Source organism: Streptomyces longhuiensis (assembly GCF_020616555.1).
Taxonomy (GTDB): Bacteria; Actinomycetota; Actinomycetes; order Streptomycetales; family Streptomycetaceae; genus Streptomyces; species Streptomyces longhuiensis.
Genome location: NZ_CP085173.1, coordinates 798,441 through 814,824, shown reverse-complemented (window position 1 = coordinate 814,824; position 16,384 = coordinate 798,441). Strand labels below are relative to the sequence as shown.

Below are 16,384 nucleotides of genomic sequence, written 5' to 3'. Positions count from 1 at the left end.
TGACGGCGGTCACAGCTCTGCGTGTTGAAGGGGACAGGTCCGATGGGGGCTCGGTACTACTGCGCCGACAGCGAGAACGGCGACCACATCGACGACCCGTCCGAGGACGCGGTGTTCATGCTGATCGACGACCTCAACGACGCGGACAACACCTTCGTCGTCATCCAGCCCGACGAAGACGACCCGGCTTGGTTCGCCTCAGTCGCCGTCCTGGACGAGGGCGGTTATGAGGTCGTCCGCCGTGACACCACCCGCCGCGAGCACGAGGTCACCACCGACACCAGTATCGACAGGATCTCGAACGACCTCACCATCTGGATGGCCGCCCGCAACCTCGCCGGACAGCCGACCAAGCAGATCAGCGACTTCTAAAACACGGCCTAGGTGCCACAGGTAGGGCGGGACCATCCAGGACCAGCCGAGCAGGTCGCCGAATCCGAGGGTCTCCACGACCGCGGCTTTGTGCCCAGGAACATGCATGTCGAGCTCGACGGTGCCGTTCTCGATGATCCAGAACCGGTCGGCGCACCTGTGCTCGTCGAAGATGCGGGTTCCCGAGGGGAAGTCCACGCGGTGGGAGCGGGCGAGCAGGGCCTCGCGTGCGTCGGGTGACATCTCACTGAGCAGGGTCCGCATGGTGGTCATGGTGTGCCTCCAACCCTTCCCTCTCAGGGTCACGCCTCCGGCAGTGGTTCCAGGAGGGCCTCGTGGTGCCTGCGCAGGGGCCGACCGGCCCGGTTCACCGGACCAGGACGCCCTTCCCCGCGCGGGGTACGACGGCCGTCCAGCCCGGTTCACGGTCGATGCGGTCCCCGGAGGGGGCCGGTCGCCGTCTCCTTCACCATCCGCCCTGGATCGCGATGCCGGGAGGGTCCGTCAGGCCTTGGCCGGGGACCGTCCGGCCCATGCGCACCGCGTACCCGCCGGGCCAGCCTGAGGGTGACCCTTACTGGAAGAGACAGGAACAGAGGGGCGACGTCATGAAGGCACTCGTCTTCCACGGCCCGGGACAGACCACCTGGCAGGACGTTCCGGATCCGAGTATCAAGGAAGCCGCCGACGCGGTGGTCCGCGTCGACGCCGTCACCATCTGCGGCACCGACCTGCACATCGTCAAGGGTGACGTGCCCGAGGTGGCCCCCGGCCGCATCCTGGGCCATGAGGCGGTGGGCACCGTCGTCGAGACCGGCGACGACGTCCGCAGCGTCCGACCCGGCGACCGGGTCCTGGTCTCCTGCATCACCCCTTGCGGCCGCTGCCGGTTCTGCCGGGAAGGCCACTACGGCCAGTGCCGCGGGGGCGGCGGCTGGGTATTGGGCCACACCATCGACGGCACCCAGGCCGAGTACGTCGCCGTGCCCTTCGCGGACCTATCCGTGCACCTGCTCCCCAGCGCCGTCGACAGCTGCGACGCCGTACTGCTCGCCGACATTTTCCCCACCTCCTACGAGGTGGGCGTGCTGAACGGCAGGGTCCAGCCCGGCGACACGGTCGTCGTGGTCGGCGCCGGCCCCATCGGCCTGGCCGCCATCGCCACCGCGCAGCTCTACAGCCCCGGCCGGATCATCGCCGTCGACCTCGCCGAATCCCGGCTGGCCGCCGCCCGCGCGCTCGGCGCGGACGCCACGGCGAGCGCGGACGAGGAGCCCGAGCTGCTGGTCGAGGATCTGACCGACGGGCTCGGAGCCGACGTGGTCATCGAGGCTGTCGGCGTGCCCGAAGCCTTCGAGACGTGCACGCGGATGGTCCGCCCCGGTGGCCATGTCGCCAACATCGGAGTCCACGGCAAGCCGGCGACCCTCCATCTCGAAGACCTCTGGATCAAGGACATCACCCTCACCACCGGGCTCGTCGACACCTACTCGACGCCCATGCTGCTGAAAATGATGGCCGCCGGTCGGCTCCCCGCCGGTTCGCTGGTCACCCACCGCTTCGAACTCGGGCAGATGGAGGAGGCCTACGACGTCTTCTCCCGCGCCGCCGAGACCGGAGCCCTCAAGGTGGTGCTGGGCGGACCTCAGCACAACGCCGTGACCGTGCAGACCGCGGGGAAGTGAACGTCATGCCCAGCACAACACCCAAGCCCGCCGAGCAAGCCGGAATCACGGACCTGGGCCGACGCATCGCCGCCAGACGAGCAGCGCTCGGGCTCACCCGGGAGCAAGTGGGCAACCGCTGTGGGGCGGACGCCTCGTACATCGCCTATCTGGAAGAGCGGTCCGCCAACCCCGGAATCGGCTCGCTGGTCCGGATCGCCGACGCGCTCGAGACCACCGTGACCGAGCTGGTCGGCGCCACGGCCGACCGACCGCCTGGCAGGGGCAGCGCACACCGGGACTCCGAACTGGTCACGCTGAACCCGGAGGAGTGCCGTCGGCTGCTGTCGACCCACGGCATCGGACGCGTCGCGGTCTTCACTCCGGAGGGCCCCGCGGTCCTCCCGGTCAACTACGTCGTGGCCGGTGAAGACATCGCCTTCCGGACCTCCGGTGAAGCGCTGCTGATCCGGTCCGCAGGGACGGAGGTGGCCTTCGAGGTCGATCACATCGATGACGTGATGAAGCAGGGCTGGAGTGTCCTGACGGTCGGTGAACTCACGGGCGTCACCGACGGCGAAACCATCCGGCGACTGGAGACCGTCGCGCGCTCCCTGCCCTGGGCGGGTGGGAACCGCACGCACTGGATGTCGGTCACACCCGTCCGCATGAGCGGCCGGCGCGTGGTGCACCGGTGAATCCGGTTCGCGCCGTCGTCTTCGACACCGACGGAGTGCTCCTCGATTCCGCGGTGCTGCACGCGAGCGCGTGGAAGACCGCCTTCGACGGTTGCCTTGACGCGTGGGCCGTCGGCGGCACCGAGCCGCGCCCCTTCGACGCGGATCGTGAGTACCGGGAGCTGGTCGACGGGAAGCCTCGCTACGACGGGGCCCTGGCCTTCCTGAGCGCCCGGGGGATCGGTCTGCCACCAGGTGCGCGCGGGAACGCGCCGGGATGCGGCACGGTCTGGGCGGTCGCCGCGCGCAAGGAGCAGATTTTCTCCGAGTCCCTCACCACCCGGGCTGTCGAGGTGTTCGCCGATGTCCGTCCTGCCCTCGGCGAGCTGAAGGCGCGGGGCGTGCGTTCTGCGGCCGCGTCCGCGTCCCGGCACGCCCGTGCACTGCTGGAGTCCGCCGCCCTGGTGGGTCTCTTCGACGCGCTGGTCGACGGTGAGGACGCGGCGCGTCTCGGCCTGGCCGGCAAGCCCGATCCCGCGCTCTTTCTCGAAGCGGCTGCGCAACTGGGTACGGTCCCCGCGGACACGGCGGTCGTGGAGGATGCGATCGCCGGAGTCGGGGCAGGCAGGCGGGGCGGTTTCGGCCTGGTCGTCGGCATCGACCGGTCGCCCGACGCGCACATGGCCGACTCCCTGCGCGTGGGAGGCGCGGACCTTGTGCTGTCCGACCTCGGCGCACTGCCCGCCGTACTCCGCGGACACCGGCCATGACCACCTCGTGGGCATGGGAGTTCAGCAGCTACGACCCCAAGACGGAACGGGTCGTCGAGAGCCTGTGCACCCTCGGCAACGGACGGTTCGCCACACGGGGATCAGCACCCGAGACCGTTCCCGACGCGGTCCACGCCCCGGGCACCTACCTCGCAGGCTGTTACGACCGACTCGTCTCGTCCGTGGAAGGCGCCCGGATCACCAACGAGGACATGGTCAGGTTGCCCGACTGGACGGCATTGCGTTATCGCTGTCTGCCGGAGGGCGGATCACCGGGCGAGTGGCTGACACCCGACGACGCCGCCCTGCGCCACTACACGGTCTCCCTCGACCTACGCCGCGGCACCCTTGTGCGCCGCATGCTGTTCCAGGACGCGCACGGCCGTCGCCTGGGCGTCACGCACACGCGACTCGTCCACATGAGCGACCCGTTCTTGGCCGCCCAGCGGACGGTGTTCCATGCCTACGGATGGCGAGGCACTCTCGTCGTCGAATCCGCCCTCGACGGAGACATCGCGAATTGCGGTGTTGAACGCTACCGCGATCTCGACGGCCATCATCTGACCGGTCATCAGGCCGGTGTGGAACCGGAAGGAGTGGCGTGGCTGGGTTGTACGACAACCTCGTCCCGGATCCGGATCGGAGTCGCGGTACGCGTCTCCTCGCGGCCCGTCGGCCCCGTCGCGGTGTCCTGCACCCGCACGGCCGCCGTCCACACACTCAGGCTGCCGATCTCCCGGGAAAGGCCCGTTGTGGTGGTGAAGACCGCTGCCCTGCGGACATCGCTGGACCGGCCCGCGCAAGAGCCCCTGCGCGAGGCCGTCGACCAGGCCTCGCGAGCATCGCGTTTCCCCGCGCTGCTCACCACACATCAGGCTGCGTGGGAACGGCTGTGGGCCGAGGGGGAGCTGGAGGTTCCCGGAGAGACGGGACATATCCTGCGTCTGCACGCCTTCCATCTCCTCCAGACGCTCTCCCCGCTCACCACCGAGCTCGACGTGGGCGTGCCCGCCCGGGGACTGCACGGGGAGGCCTACCGGGGGCACGTCTTCTGGGACGAGCTCTTCGTCCTGCCCTACGTCACCCTGCACTTCCCGGAGGTCGCGCGCTCCCTGCTCATGTATCGCCACCGCCGACTGCCGGCGGCCCGCGACACTGCGCTCCGGGCCGGTTTCGCCGGCGCCATGTTCCCCTGGCAGAGCGGAGGTTCGGGCCGCGAGGAGACACAGACGCTGCACCTCAATCCCCGATCCGGCAGATGGCTGCCCGACCACTCCCGTCTGCAGCGCCACGTCGGATCGGCCATCGCCTGGAACGTCTGGCGTTACGGCCAGACCACGGGCGACACCGGGTTCACGCACGGGCCCGGCGCCGAACTCCTCCTGCACATCGCCCGATACTGGGCCAGTGCCGCCGCGTACGATCCCGGTCTGCGGCGCTACCGGCTCCGGGGCGTCCTGGGCCCCGACGAGTACCACGACGCCTACCCGGACGCCACCACACCCGGGATCGACGACAACGCCTACACCAACGTCACCGCAGCCTGGGTGCTCGCCCGTGCCCTCGACCTGTACGAGGAGCTGCCGCCCGTCCGTCGCAGTGAGCTGCTCACGGAGTTGGGCCTCGGCCGTGAGGATCTCGACCGGTGGCGGGAGATCTCACAGCGGATGTACGTGCCCTTCCACAGCGGAGTCATCAGCCAGTTCGAAGGTTACGGGGACCTGGCCGAACTCGACTGGGACGCCTACCGGGCCCGCTATCACGACATCCGCCGCCTGGACCGCATCCTCGAAGCCGAGGCCGACACGGTCAATCGCTACCAGGCCTCCAAACAGGCCGACACCCTCATGCTCGGCTACCTGTTCCGGCCTGCCGAGCTGTACGGGATCTTCGCACGGCTCGGTTATCCCCTCGACGACGAGACCTGGCGTGCGACCGTCTCCTACTACCTGGCACGGACCAGCCACGGTTCGACTCTCAGTAGTCTCGTGCACGGCTGGGTCCTCGCCCGGCAGAGGGGCGCGGACGCCTGGCCCCTCTGCCAGGAGGCCCTGCTGAGCGATGTCACCGACATCCAGGGCGGCACGACCGGCGAAGGCATCCATCTGGGAGCCATGGGCGGCACCCTCGACCTGGTCGAGCGCGTCGTCGTGGGCCTGGAGGCCTGCGAGGACGGACTCCATATAGACCCCGTTCCGCTCGGCGAAGTACCCCGCTCGGCCTTCACCTTCTGCTATCGCGGGCATCGGGGCATTCGCGTCCGGTTCCTGCCGGGCCGGTTCGGGATCAGCGTGCCCTCTTCGCCGCACGGACCGCCCGTCGAGCTCGTACTGCCGGGCGACCGAACGGCGAGCGTGGCCCCGGGACAGCAGCGATGGTTCCGGCTGTCGCCGGGCCAGGCTTGCTGACCCGCACTGGGCAGAGAGTGGCCGGGCCGCCGAGACGGGAAGCATCCCTCAGCCTTTGTGGATGCGGACCGCCCCGGCGACGGAGTCGCCTGCGTACATCCGCGACCAGGGTCTTCAGCCGCTCGGAGCGCCCCGAAGGCCAGGTGGGCCGGTCAGGCCCTGACAGCCTCGTGAACGCAGACACCGCCTGCGGGCGCAGGCCAACAGTCCATGCGAAGCAGGGTCCCAGCGCCGGGCACGAGGTCCTGATTCCGAGGTCAGGCCCCAGGGCGGAACAGTCGCGGGATGCGGCATGGATCGTTCAGTTCGATGCCCTATCGTCTGCGCGGACCGCCGGACACGAACCCGCGGCCAGAGCAGTCGAGGAGTGACGGCGTTGAGCGGCACAGCCCCACACGTCCACGGGGTACAGGACCAACTCGAACGTCGCCTCGGGGTTTCGGACGCGGTGCTGATCGGTCTGGGGTCGATGATCGGCGCCGGGATCTTCGCCTCCCTGGCACCGGCTGCCCGCGCCGCCGGTTCCGGCGTGTTGATCGGTCTCGCTCTCGCCGCCGCCGTCGCGTACTGCAACGCGACGTCCTCCGCGCGACTGGCCGCCCTCTACCCGGCCTCGGGCGGCACCTACGTGTACGGCCGCGAGCGGCTCGGCGAGCTCTGGGGCTACCTGGCCGGCTGGGCGTTCGTGGTGGGCAAGACCGCCTCCTGCGCGGCCATGGCCCTGACCGTCGGTGCCTACACCTGGCCGGGTCAGGCCCACGCGGTCGCCGCCGCGGCCGTGGTGGCGCTGACAGCGGTCAACTACGCCGGTGTGCAGAAGTCTGCCCGCCTGACTCGGGTCATCGTGGCCCTCGTCCTCGCGGTGCTCACCGCCGTCGTGGTCGCTTCCCTCACCTCGGGAAGGGTGGACGCCGCTCGCCTGGGCGTCGGCCCGGACGCCACGTTCGGCGGGGTTCTCCAGGCCGCGGGACTGCTGTTCTTCGCGTTCGCCGGGTACGCGCGTATCGCCACGCTGGGCGAGGAGGTCCGCGATCCGGCCCGTACGATTCCGCGCGCCATCCCCCTGGCCCTGGGCATCACTCTCATCGTCTACACGGCCGTTGCCGTGTCCGTGCTGCTCGTGCTCGGTCCGTCCGGACTGGCTGCCTCCGGGGCACCGTTGACGGAGGCGGCCCGCGCGGCGGGCGTCGACCGGCTCGTACCTGTCGTGCGGGTAGGCGCGGCACTGGCCGCGCTCGGCTCCCTGCTCGCCCTGATCCTCGGCGTCTCGCGGACCACGCTTGCCATGGCCCGCGACCATCACCTGCCGCACTGGCTCGCCGCGGTGCACTCGAAGTTCAAGATCCCCCACCGGGCCGAACTCCTTATCGGCGCAGTCGTCGCCACGTCGGCCGCCACCGCGGACGTCCGCGACGCGATCGGCTTCTCCTCCTTCGGCGTCCTTGCCTACTACGCCGTCGCCAACGCCTCAGCGCTCACGCTTGACCCCGCCGAAGGTCGCCCCGCCCGGATCATCCCTGTCCTCGGCCTGGCCGGCTGCCTCGTCCTGGCCTTCGCCCTCCCTCCGAGCTCCGCCATCACCGGCTCCGCGGTACTCGCCGTGGGCGCCGCCGCCTACGGAATACGCCGCGCCCACGCCCGCAGGACATGACCGGCGCACCCGAGACCGGACCAATGAGTTCATCGTCGACTGAATTCGGGATCGTCTGCCGTCCTCAGACCACTGTGAGCACGTCCTGCGCGGGCCGCCGGGGGGTCGCCGGGCCCTGGGGGCCGTAGCCGAGACGGATGACCATGTGGACGTAGCCCATCGCGTCGCTCGGGTCGCGGACCGCCCAGCGCAGTTCGGGCCACTCCAGGGGCTGGGAGGTCATCGAGGCGACGAGGCCGTCCAAAGTGGCCTGGAGCAGGATGCGCTGCAGGGCCTGGCCGGCCTTCATCCAGTCCGTCGGGGTGTCACCCGAGGTGCCGAGCAGGGCGATGTGCGGATGCTTCTCGAAGACAGCGGAGTCGCGCGCCATGACGGGGCGCCATGCGCCGAAGTCTCTTACGGGGGCACTCATCCCGGACTGGCGGGGACCGAAGGCATACGCGGGGATGCCTTCCGTGACCGGGCCTTCGCCCGGCGCGCCGGTGCCGGTCCAGGCAGCGGTCTCCCCACGCACCCCGGGACTTGATTCCTCTCGGTTCTCGGAGTCGTGGACGAGATCGAGGACGGCCTCGGTGTGCCAGGCGTCCGGCAGCATCAGCTTGCACTCTTCGAGGAGGGCGGCTGCCCGCAGGCCGTCCAGGATCGGGGCCGGGATCTCCTCGTCCGTGAAGGGGAAGCGGCTGGTGTGCCGGCCGCGCAGGGCGGGGTGGAACAGTGCGAGTTGAGCGTCGAGGCCTCCGGTCGGTTCCCGGAGGTGTACCTCGGCCAGGAACCACGGGTCGCGCGGATCGGGCAGGAGGCGGACGACCGGCTCCCGTCCCGCTCGGACGGCCGCCACCCGCAGATTGAACAGGGCGGCGGCGCAGCCCAGATGGAGCGCCCGGTGGTTCGGGTCGCTGTGCGGCATGGTGCGTGTGGAGTCGCCGTACAGCTCGACCGTGCCGCTGCTCGGCCGGAAGACGAACCTCCAGGGCTGGGCGTTGTGCATGGAGGGCGCGGTGACGGCGTCCTCTGTCAGCGATACGACGACTGCCGTGTCGAGGGGCTGAGCGGACATGGCAGGGTCCCGTCTGTACGTGCCTCAGTCGTGGGCGATGACCGCGACCGGGGCGGCGGAGTGGTGCAGAACGGCGTGGGTGATCGCGCCGATCTGGGTGCCGAACGCGGCGGCTTCGCGGATGCGCAGGCCGACGACGACCAGGGCGGCGTCGGAGGCGGCGTCGAGTACCTGGATGGCGGGCCGGCCCATGCGGTGGGTCGGGTTCACCTCCACCGAGGGGTACTTGTCGCGCCAGGGGCTCAGCATCTCGTCCATGACGATGGCGATACCGTGCCTGATCTGCCCTTGGATACCGGGCGTGAGTGCCCGCGCCTGGCTGTAGACCAGCGTCGTGGACCATCCCCGGGCAGCCCGGCGGGCGGCGGTGGCGCTCTCGCCCGAGCCGTCCAGACCGACGGTGATGCGGGTGGTCGTCATGCTGGTCGTCTCCTCGGAGGGAGGTGCGGTGATCTCACCCTCCGCTGGGTGGCGTGTTCCGGGCAGGGGCCAGGAGGGGCTCTCGCGGGGCCGACCGGTCCGCTCCAAGGACCGACCGGACCAGCCTGACCCAGTGCCGACCGGCGCCGGACCGCACACGGGACCTTTGGGCCCTGGACGGACCCCTGCGGCCCTCTCCTCACCGATGTCCCTGGTGCCAACGTGAGGACCGAACCCCGATGTGTCTCGGTGAGGAGGCGTCATGGAAGTCAACGTGACCGGTCCGCAACGGGGCTCCGTCATCGTCGGGATCGACGGCTCCAAGCCCGCATACAGGGCGGCACTGTGGGCCGCGGAGGAAGCGTCGCGCCGGGGGACCGCTCTGCACCTCGTCCACGGGGCCGACACGGACAGCCGGGCACTGTACGCCTCGGTGGAGACGATCGAGCGCGTCCGCCGGACGGGGCGTGAACTCCTCGACGACACGGCCCGGGCCGTGACCGAGCGGCATCCGGGCCTGCGCGTGACCAAAGAATTCAGTCGCAGCGGCCCGGTCCCCAGTCTGCACAGGGCCGCTGCCCGCTACGGCACCATCGTCGTCGGCAGCCGCGGCCTCGGCGGGTTCAACTCCCTCATGCTCGGCTCCGTCGGTCTCAAGGTCGCAGCCGAGGCGACGACGCCTGTGATCGTCGTCCGGGGTGCGGAGGGTCAGGCCGATACGGGTGTGGTGCTCGTCGGCGTCCGCGACGAACACGACCTGGACTGTGCCCTTTACGGCGCGCGCGAGGCGGAGCTTCGCAAGGCATCGCTGCGACTGCTCCACGTGTGGAACGTGCTCCAGTCCGTCGGGAGCGTCGTGACGATGCTCGACGACATCGAAGACATCGCGGGCGAGCACGAGCGCAGCCTGACCGCCGTCGCCGAGGAGGTGCGCCACGAGTTCCCGGACCTGCACGTGGAGGCGGACGCGGCGAAGAGCATGTCCGCGTCCGGGGTGCTGGTCGAGGCCTCGCGCCACGCCGACCTGCTGGTCATGGGCGGGCGACGCAAGCCCGGCTACATCGGTCGCACGCTGGGGCGGGCCACCCACAACCTTGTGCACCACGCGGAGTGCCCGGTCCTGCTCATCCCGCGGAACGGCACCAAGAACGGGGGCGAGTCATGACGAACACCGCCGAAGCCCGAGAGATCCTCGTCGGTATCGACCCGGCAAGGGACTGCCACATGCAGCTGGCCTGGGCAGCCGACGACGCCCACCGCCGCAGGCGTCCACTCCGGCTCCTCGTCGCAGTACCCGCACCGCACCACGTCCAGCACGTCGACGCCTCCACCCGCATGAAGGCGCAGCTGCGAGAGGGAGAGCGGGCCCTGGCGGCGGCCGCCTCCTGGGTGCGCGAGCGCCATGATGACGTCGAAGTGGCGACGGACGTGCTCGACGGACACCCGGCCCATGTCCTGATCCGGCAGTCGGGCCGGGCACGGATGATCGTGCTCGGATCGCGGCATCTCAGCCGCACCGAGGAGTTCCTCAGCGCGGGCTCCCTCGTGGTGCCGGTATCGGCACAGGCTCGCTGCCCGGTCGCGGTGGTGGGCGACGCCGAGCACGTGACCCAGGAAACCCCGTACCTCGTCGTGGGCGTCGATGGCAGCGAGTCCTCGGGTGCGGCCCTGGCACTGGCCTTCGAAGAGGCCAGTCTGCGAGGTGCCACCCTGCGCGCCCTCTGGGTGTGGCAGCCGCCTGTCCTCTTCTCCCTGAAGGACGAGCCGACGCTCGTGCAGATCCAGCGGAGTCTGCTGTCCGAAACCGTGGCCGGCTGGGCGGAGAAGTACCCGGACGTCGCGCTCACGCACGAAGTGCCGGTCGGACACCCGGTCGAGGAGCTGGCCCGGGCTGCCGAGCACGCCTTGGCCGTGGTCGTGGGCCGCAGGGGCAACGGCGGCTACATGGGGATGCGGCTGGGATCGGTGGTGCACGGACTGCTGCACCGTGCCCACTGCCCGGTCATCACCGTCCCTGTCACGTGAAGCCGTCGCGGCCACCGCACCGCGTTCCACAAGGAGGAAGGATCATCAAGGACCAGAACCAACTGAGTCGCGCGCTCCGCGTCCGTCGCCTGCCGGGTGGCCGTGTCCGACCGGAACAGGCTGGAACCGGAAGCTACCGTGAAGGGTGCGGGCTGGCTCCGCAACCCGCAGGGTAGCCGGAGGTGCTGATGGGCGGGGATGGTCCTGACGTTTCGGGCCCGCAGGTTCCGAGACTGCGGCTGGACGAGTTGCTCGACGAACTCCAGGCCCGCATGGACGAGGTCCGCGGCACGCGGGACCGGCTGAAGGGGCTGCTCGAAGCGGTCATGTCGGTGGGCCGGGAACTCGACCTGCCCCAGGTGCTGCGCGGCATCGTCGAGGCGGCCGTGACCCTCGTGGACGCGGGGTACGGCGCCCTGGGTGTGATCGGTGACGACAAGAAGCTCGCGGAGTTCCTCACGGTGGGCATCAGCGACGAGCTCCGCGCGCAGATCGGGGAACTGCCCTCGGGGCACGGCATCCTGGGCGAGCTGATCCGCCATCCTGAACCACTGAGGCTGGCGGAGCTGTCCGAGCACCCCGCTTCGTACGGGTTCCCGCGCCGTCACCCTCCGATGCACTCCTTCCTGGGCGTACCCATCCGGGTCCGGGACGACGTGTTCGGCAACCTCTACATGACCGAGAAGAGGGGCGGGTCGGACTTCGACGCAGAGGACGAAGCCGTCCTGTCGACGCTTGCCGTCGCAGCGGGCATCGCCATCGAGAACGCCCGCCTCTTCGAAGAGGTCAGGCTCAGGGAACGCTGGCGGGCCGCCATTTCGGACTTCACCAGCGCGCTGCTCTCGGGCTCCGCGGAGTCCCAGGTGCTCGAGGGAATGCTGGAACGGTCCCGTGACATCACCGGAGCCGACATGGGCGCTTTCTATCTCGTCGGCCAGAACGGCGAACTGCGGGGCTCCCTGGCCCTGGGAGAGGGAGCCGACGCGCACCGGGGCATCGTCCTGCCCAGCACGGCGGGCACCCTCGCCGGCGTGGCGCTCGCCGAGGACGGACTGGTCACGGTGCCGGACGTCGAGGCCGACCAGCGGGTCACGGTACAGGCGGAGCGCTGGACCGGCTTCGGACCGGCTGTGGCGGTCACCGTCGGTACCAAAGAGAGGCTGAGCGGCGTCCTCATGCTGGCCCGGCGTCGGGGCTGTCCGCCGTTCGTGGCCGCTGAGGTCGCCGAGCTGTCGGGCTTCGCCGGCCAGGCGGCCCTCGCACTGGAACTGGCCGACCGGCGGCGCGACGCGGAGCAGATGAGTCTGCTCGAAGACCATGACCGCATCGCCCGTGACCTGCACGATCTGGCGATCCAGCGGCTCTTCGCCACCGGTATGACCCTGCAGAGCGCCCAGCGCCTCGTCGAGCACCCGCAGGCGGCCGAGCGACTGGCGCGGGCGATCGACGACCTGGACGCCACCATCAAGATCATCCGCTCGACGATCTTCGGCCTGCGTGAGCGCGAGGTACCGGGGGAGGCGCCGAAGCTGAGGCTGCGAGCCGTACGGGCCTTGGACGAGGCGGGTGCTGTGCTCGGGTTCACCCCTGCCTTGCGTATGGAAGGCCTCATCGACACGGAGGTGTCGCCCACCGTGGCCGAAGAGGTCCTCGCCGTGATCGGGGAGGCCCTGGCCAATGTGGCCCGCCACGCCCGTGCCACCTCCGTCGAGGTGGCCATCGCAGCCACGGACGGCGTACTGACCGTGTCGGTGAGCGATGACGGAATCGGCATCCCCAAGGGCGGCGGGCGCAGCGGGCTGCGCAACCTCTCCGAACGCGCCGAGCGGCTCGGCGGCGAGCTGTCGATCTCGACGCGAGATCAGGGAAACGGGGGCACCAGGCTGGAGTGGAGGGTTCCGCTCACCGGGCCGGCGGACTGAGGCGGGCGATCAACCAGGCCGTGCAGTGAGCCGGACGGCCGCCCAAGCCTTCAGTGCTCGCTCTTGTCGTGTTCGCGTACCTCTGCCGCGATGACGGCCGCCTGCACACGCCGCTCGACGCCCAGCTTGCCCAGCAGCCGCGAAATGTGGTTCTTGACCGTCTTCTCGGACAGATAGAGCTCCTTCGCGATCTGCCGGTTGGTGAGCCCGTCACCGATGAGTTCCAGGACCGAGCGCTCCCGCTCGGTGAGCCCCTCCAGCCGTGCGTCCTCCGGCGGCTTCACGGTCTGCGGATCCCGCAGCGAGTGAATCAGCCTGGCCGTCGTCGCCGGGTCGAGCATCGACTGGCCCGAGGCGACCGTCCGAACCGCCGACACCAGGTCGGAGCCCTTGATCTGCTTGAGGACGTACCCGGCCGCGCCGGCCATGATCGCGTCAAGGAGGGCCTCCTCGTCGTCGAACGACGTCAGCATCAGGCAGGCCAGCTCCGGCATGCGCGAGCGAAGCTCCCGGCAGACGCTGATGCCGTCGCTGTCGGGCAGCCTTACATCGAGCACGGCCACATGGGGGCGGAGCGCGGGACCACGGGTCAGCGCCTGCTCGGCGGTGGACGCCTCACCGACCACCTCGATGTCGGGCTCGGCGTCCAGGAGGTCGTGCAGACCACGGCGTACGACCTCGTGGTCGTCCAGGATGAAGACCCGGATGGGCGTCTCGGTGGAGGTGCTCGCCGGCCTCGCTGCCTCGGACATGTGCGCCCCTGTGCTCGGTCCGCTCTTGCCTTGCCCATATGAATTGTCTCAAGAGGGGGACGAAGGCACCTGGCAGCGGGCCGCGTGTCAGGCCGCCGAGCCGACAGCCACCTCATCCGGCGCCAGGCCTACGTCCCCCTGGCCGGACGGCCCACGGCGACCGCACAGTGCGACATGACATCACTGACGGTGTACCGGGACGCGGGCATGATCGGCTCCGGGCCGCATCGGGTGGGGAAGTGGCAGCTCAGACCGCGCTGCCGCTGCCGTACGGGGCGTAGAGGTCGAGCAGTCGAACGCGCGTCGCCTGGAGTCGGTGGGCGAGCACCTGGCTCACCCAGTGCCCGACGACGGAGCCGAACGCGGCATCGGCGTCCATCAGCATCCGCACGGTCAATGCGTCGAACTCGTGTGTTCGTAGGGGCGTTGTTGCTCTTGCCCCCATATGCCAGCGGTACGGCTTGAACATCCATGACCAGCCGACCAGTTCACCGGGGCCCAGGTTCTCGATGACGGCCGGCTGCCTGCCGGGCACGTGCAAGTCCATGGCGACGGCTCCGGACCGGATGATCCAGAACCTGTCCGCGTGCCCGCCTTCGCTGAAGAGGCGTTCTCCTTCCGGGAAGCTGACGTCGCGGGCGTGTTCCATCAGCCGGGAGCGGTACTCCGGGGGCAGGGCGGTGATTTGGGTGGGAAATGGTGTGCGCATGGACGACTCCGTTCCATTCCGCTTTCAGTCTGCGGCGTTGCCAGGCCCGTCGCGCATGGGCCGACCGGCCCCGCTCGTAGCCCGACCGGCCCATGACTGCCGGGTGGCTGGGGGCGACAGTGGCAGACACCGGGACTCCGTCGGAGGACACACCGGCCGGCAGCGAGGACGAGTCCCGACGCCGCCTGACGGCCCTGACCACGAGCCAAGCCGGCGGCAACGGCGCGAGGTGCCGAGCAGAAGGGCCGGACGATGGAACGCAAGGACACAGGACGATCCGCAGGCCAGGACAGCGTCACGCAGCAGGACCGGCGTGTGCGGAACCTGGACCGCGATGAGGCTCTTCGGCTGCTCGCCACCGTATCGATGGGACGCCTCGTCTTCACCCAGCGTGCCCTGCCGGCCGTTCGCCCGGTGACCCACCTGGTGGAGGGCGAGGACATCGTGGTGCGGCTCGACGAAGGATCAGCCCTCTCCCTGGTCACAGATCCCGGCACGCCCGGCGTCGTCGTCGCCTACGAAGCCGACGTCATCGATCCCGAATCGCACCTCGGATGGAGCGTGGTCGTCACCGGGTTTGCGTACCTGGTGGCCGATGCCGAGGAGGGCCATGGCTCCGCGGAACGGCTGCGCCCTTGGGCGGGACGATCGACCCACAGCGCCGTGCGCATCCAGCCCGACGTCGTCAACGGCTTCCGCCTCGAGGCAGAGCCTCCTGAGGCGGCGCCGTAGGGGTGAACGCGGATCAGGTGCTTCCGGGCCGAGAGGGCGTGTGCGTGAGGCACGCCGGCGCGTGAGGCTGCTGAGCCAGGGGTTCACGGGGCGGGAGGTGCCTGGGATCAGCGACCACGCAGCTGAGAGTGAACGCCTGAGATCTCACTTACGTGACCGGGCGGCCAACGCGCGCGGTCACCACCTGCAACGGGTGCTCCCCCTGGGACGGTCCCGTCGTTCCAGGGCCCTGCCTGGCCGCCCGGAACCGGCGAACGCCGGAACACGGGCGAAGCCGGTTCTCCCTGCTCCGAGTGCCTGGTTCCCCCCGAACGGCCCCGCGTGGCCTGCCGATGGGGACCACGTGGCCCATGTGGGGTGCGTCAGACGAAGGCACCCTGGAATCACGAGACTGCTCCGCCTGGCAGGAAGAAGTGAAGAGCCATGTCCGAACAGGCACCGCGGCATGCGGGAGCCGTACCGGTGGGTGGCCCACAGGGCGACATCGGGCGCTGTATAGCTCAACGACGTGAGGAACTCGGTCTCACCCGTGAGGAGCTGGCCGCCAAGGTGGGCACCGCCCCGGCATACATCCGGTACCTGGAGGAGAAGTCCACCGTCGCGCCGGGCATCGGCGTCCTGATCCGGCTCGCGAACGCTCTGAACATGCGCGTCTCGGCCCTGCGCGGTGGCGATGCGGACCTCCCACCCGGCATAGGGAGGGCAGCCCGCCACCCCGAGTTGATCGAACTGAGCGAGGAGGAGTGCTGGGCGCGACTGTCGACGCACGGTGTCGGCCGGGCAGCCGTCAACGCCCCGGAGGGGCCGGTCATCGTGCCCCTGAACTACAGCGTCGTCGATGGCGCGATTGCCTACAGGACGGCACCTGACGCGACGCCCGCTACCGCCGTCGGCACCCGCGTGGCCTTCGAGGTCGACCAGATCGACGAAGCTCTCAGCCAAGGCTGGAGCGTGCTGCTGCAGGGGCACGCCCGGGCCGTGTCGGATCCCGGCACCGTGCGACGACTGAACGCCCTGGCCTGCAGCGGCCCTTGGGCCGGCGGTGAGCGTGACATGTGGGTACGCATCGATCCGGACAGCCTCAGCGGGCGCCGGATCGTCGTGCGCCGAGAGCGATGAAGCCGTCGGCGCCGGCAGAGGTCCGCGCCTCTGCGGGTGCGGACCGACGAGAGGCAAACCGCCGCTTCCGTTCCGGCGGGACGAGGCACGCGGCAGTTGTGCCGAG

The 16,384-nt window shown here is 70.0% G+C and carries 15 protein-coding genes; 11 read left to right on the top strand and 4 right to left on the bottom strand.

From position 1 onward, the window contains the following. Nucleotides 1-42: 42 nt before the first annotated feature. The 6 genes from LGI35_RS03940 to LGI35_RS03915 all read left to right on the top strand — a co-directional run bounded on the left by LGI35_RS03940 (nt 43) and on the right by LGI35_RS03915 (nt 7,542). Entirely contained in the window at nt 43-372 is a 330-nt protein-coding gene (locus LGI35_RS03940; RefSeq protein WP_227292464.1) for a hypothetical protein, read from the top strand. 608 nt (nt 373-980) lie between these two features. Then, a complete protein-coding gene (locus LGI35_RS03935; RefSeq protein WP_227292461.1) occupies nt 981-2,057 on the top strand; it encodes a zinc-dependent alcohol dehydrogenase family protein in 1,077 nt (358 codons plus the stop codon). Between the two features lie 5 nt (nt 2,058-2,062). Continuing rightward, on the top strand, nt 2,063-2,734 hold the full coding sequence (locus LGI35_RS03930) for a helix-turn-helix domain-containing protein (RefSeq protein WP_227292458.1): 672 nt from the start codon (nt 2,063-2,065) through the stop codon (nt 2,732-2,734). Then, on the top strand, nt 2,731-3,483 hold the full coding sequence (locus LGI35_RS03925) for an HAD family hydrolase (protein WP_227292456.1): 753 nt from the start codon (nt 2,731-2,733) through the stop codon (nt 3,481-3,483). The genes LGI35_RS03930 and LGI35_RS03925 overlap by 4 nt, the downstream gene beginning before the upstream one ends. After that, the gene (locus LGI35_RS03920; protein ID WP_227292453.1) at nt 3,480-5,891 is read left to right on the top strand and encodes a glycoside hydrolase family 65 protein; all 2,412 of its coding nucleotides are present in this window, start codon (nt 3,480-3,482) and stop codon (nt 5,889-5,891) included. Before LGI35_RS03925 ends, LGI35_RS03920 begins: the two co-directional genes overlap by 4 nt. Before the next feature lie 376 nt (nt 5,892-6,267). Beyond that, entirely contained in the window at nt 6,268-7,542 is a 1,275-nt protein-coding gene (locus tag LGI35_RS03915; protein ID WP_227292450.1) for an APC family permease, read from the top strand. 64 nt (nt 7,543-7,606) lie between these two features. Here LGI35_RS03915 and LGI35_RS03910 read toward each other — a convergent pair whose 3' ends face one another. Together LGI35_RS03910 and LGI35_RS03905 are read right to left on the bottom strand one after the other, a co-directional pair. After that, the gene (locus tag LGI35_RS03910; protein WP_227292447.1) at nt 7,607-8,599 is read right to left on the bottom strand and encodes an Acg family FMN-binding oxidoreductase; all 993 of its coding nucleotides are present in this window, start codon (nt 8,597-8,599) and stop codon (nt 7,607-7,609) included. Between the two features lie 24 nt (nt 8,600-8,623). After that, nucleotides 8,624-9,019 carry a universal stress protein gene (locus tag LGI35_RS03905; RefSeq protein WP_227292445.1) on the bottom strand — a complete coding sequence of 132 codons (396 nt, stop codon included), beginning with the start codon at nt 9,017-9,019 and terminating at the stop codon, nt 8,624-8,626. Nucleotides 9,020-9,281: 262 nt separating this feature from the next. Between LGI35_RS03905 and LGI35_RS03900 the strand changes: the two genes are divergently transcribed. From LGI35_RS03900 to LGI35_RS03890, 3 genes are all read left to right on the top strand, one after another. Then, nucleotides 9,282-10,184, top strand: a complete 903-nt coding sequence (locus LGI35_RS03900) for a universal stress protein (protein WP_227292441.1) — start codon at nt 9,282-9,284, stop codon at nt 10,182-10,184. Beyond that, nucleotides 10,181-11,044 (top strand): universal stress protein, encoded by an 864-nt coding sequence (locus tag LGI35_RS03895; protein ID WP_227292438.1) that lies wholly within the window; start codon nt 10,181-10,183, stop codon nt 11,042-11,044. Before LGI35_RS03900 ends, LGI35_RS03895 begins: the two co-directional genes overlap by 4 nt. 188 nt (nt 11,045-11,232) lie before the next feature. After that, the gene (locus tag LGI35_RS03890) at nt 11,233-12,966 is read left to right on the top strand and encodes a sensor histidine kinase (protein WP_227292436.1); all 1,734 of its coding nucleotides are present in this window, start codon (nt 11,233-11,235) and stop codon (nt 12,964-12,966) included. 50 nt (nt 12,967-13,016) lie between these two features. On the opposite strand, the gene LGI35_RS03885 is transcribed toward LGI35_RS03890, so the two are convergent. Beyond that, entirely contained in the window at nt 13,017-13,718 is a 702-nt protein-coding gene (locus LGI35_RS03885) for a response regulator (protein WP_227292433.1), read from the bottom strand. A gap of 247 nt (nt 13,719-13,965) precedes the next feature. Next, nucleotides 13,966-14,427, bottom strand: a complete 462-nt coding sequence (locus LGI35_RS03880; protein WP_227292429.1) for a cyclic nucleotide-binding domain-containing protein — start codon at nt 14,425-14,427, stop codon at nt 13,966-13,968. 252 nt (nt 14,428-14,679) lie between these two features. On the opposite strand from LGI35_RS03880, the gene LGI35_RS03875 reads away from it, so the two are divergent. Further along, nucleotides 14,680-15,159, top strand: coding sequence for a pyridoxamine 5'-phosphate oxidase family protein (locus LGI35_RS03875; RefSeq protein WP_227292426.1), 480 nt, complete (start codon nt 14,680-14,682; stop codon nt 15,157-15,159). Nucleotides 15,160-15,582: 423 nt separating this feature from the next. Next, entirely contained in the window at nt 15,583-16,278 is a 696-nt protein-coding gene (locus tag LGI35_RS03870; protein WP_227292423.1) for a helix-turn-helix domain-containing protein, read from the top strand. Nucleotides 16,279-16,384 lie beyond the last annotated feature (106 nt).

Bases quoted from the DNA above. Each gene is read 5' to 3' on its own strand.
- LGI35_RS03880 (WP_227292429.1), bottom strand. From the start codon at position 14,427: ATGCGCACACCATTTCCCACCCAAATCACCGCCCTGCCCCCGGAGTAC.
- LGI35_RS03875 (WP_227292426.1), top strand. From the start codon at position 14,680: ATGGAACGCAAGGACACAGGACGATCCGCAGGCCAGGACAGCGTCACG.
- LGI35_RS03895 (WP_227292438.1), top strand. From the start codon at position 10,181: ATGACGAACACCGCCGAAGCCCGAGAGATCCTCGTCGGTATCGACCCG.
- LGI35_RS03920 (WP_227292453.1), top strand. From the start codon at position 3,480: ATGACCACCTCGTGGGCATGGGAGTTCAGCAGCTACGACCCCAAGACG.
- LGI35_RS03935 (WP_227292461.1), top strand. From the start codon at position 981: ATGAAGGCACTCGTCTTCCACGGCCCGGGACAGACCACCTGGCAGGAC.
- LGI35_RS03870 (WP_227292423.1), top strand. From the start codon at position 15,583: ATGTCCGAACAGGCACCGCGGCATGCGGGAGCCGTACCGGTGGGTGGC.
- LGI35_RS03900 (WP_227292441.1), top strand. From the start codon at position 9,282: ATGGAAGTCAACGTGACCGGTCCGCAACGGGGCTCCGTCATCGTCGGG.
- LGI35_RS03910 (WP_227292447.1), bottom strand. From the start codon at position 8,599: ATGTCCGCTCAGCCCCTCGACACGGCAGTCGTCGTATCGCTGACAGAG.
- LGI35_RS03905 (WP_227292445.1), bottom strand. From the start codon at position 9,019: ATGACGACCACCCGCATCACCGTCGGTCTGGACGGCTCGGGCGAGAGC.
- LGI35_RS03930 (WP_227292458.1), top strand. From the start codon at position 2,063: ATGCCCAGCACAACACCCAAGCCCGCCGAGCAAGCCGGAATCACGGAC.
- LGI35_RS03885 (WP_227292433.1), bottom strand. From the start codon at position 13,718: ATGTCCGAGGCAGCGAGGCCGGCGAGCACCTCCACCGAGACGCCCATC.
- LGI35_RS03890 (WP_227292436.1), top strand. From the start codon at position 11,233: ATGGGCGGGGATGGTCCTGACGTTTCGGGCCCGCAGGTTCCGAGACTG.
- LGI35_RS03940 (WP_227292464.1), top strand. From the start codon at position 43: ATGGGGGCTCGGTACTACTGCGCCGACAGCGAGAACGGCGACCACATC.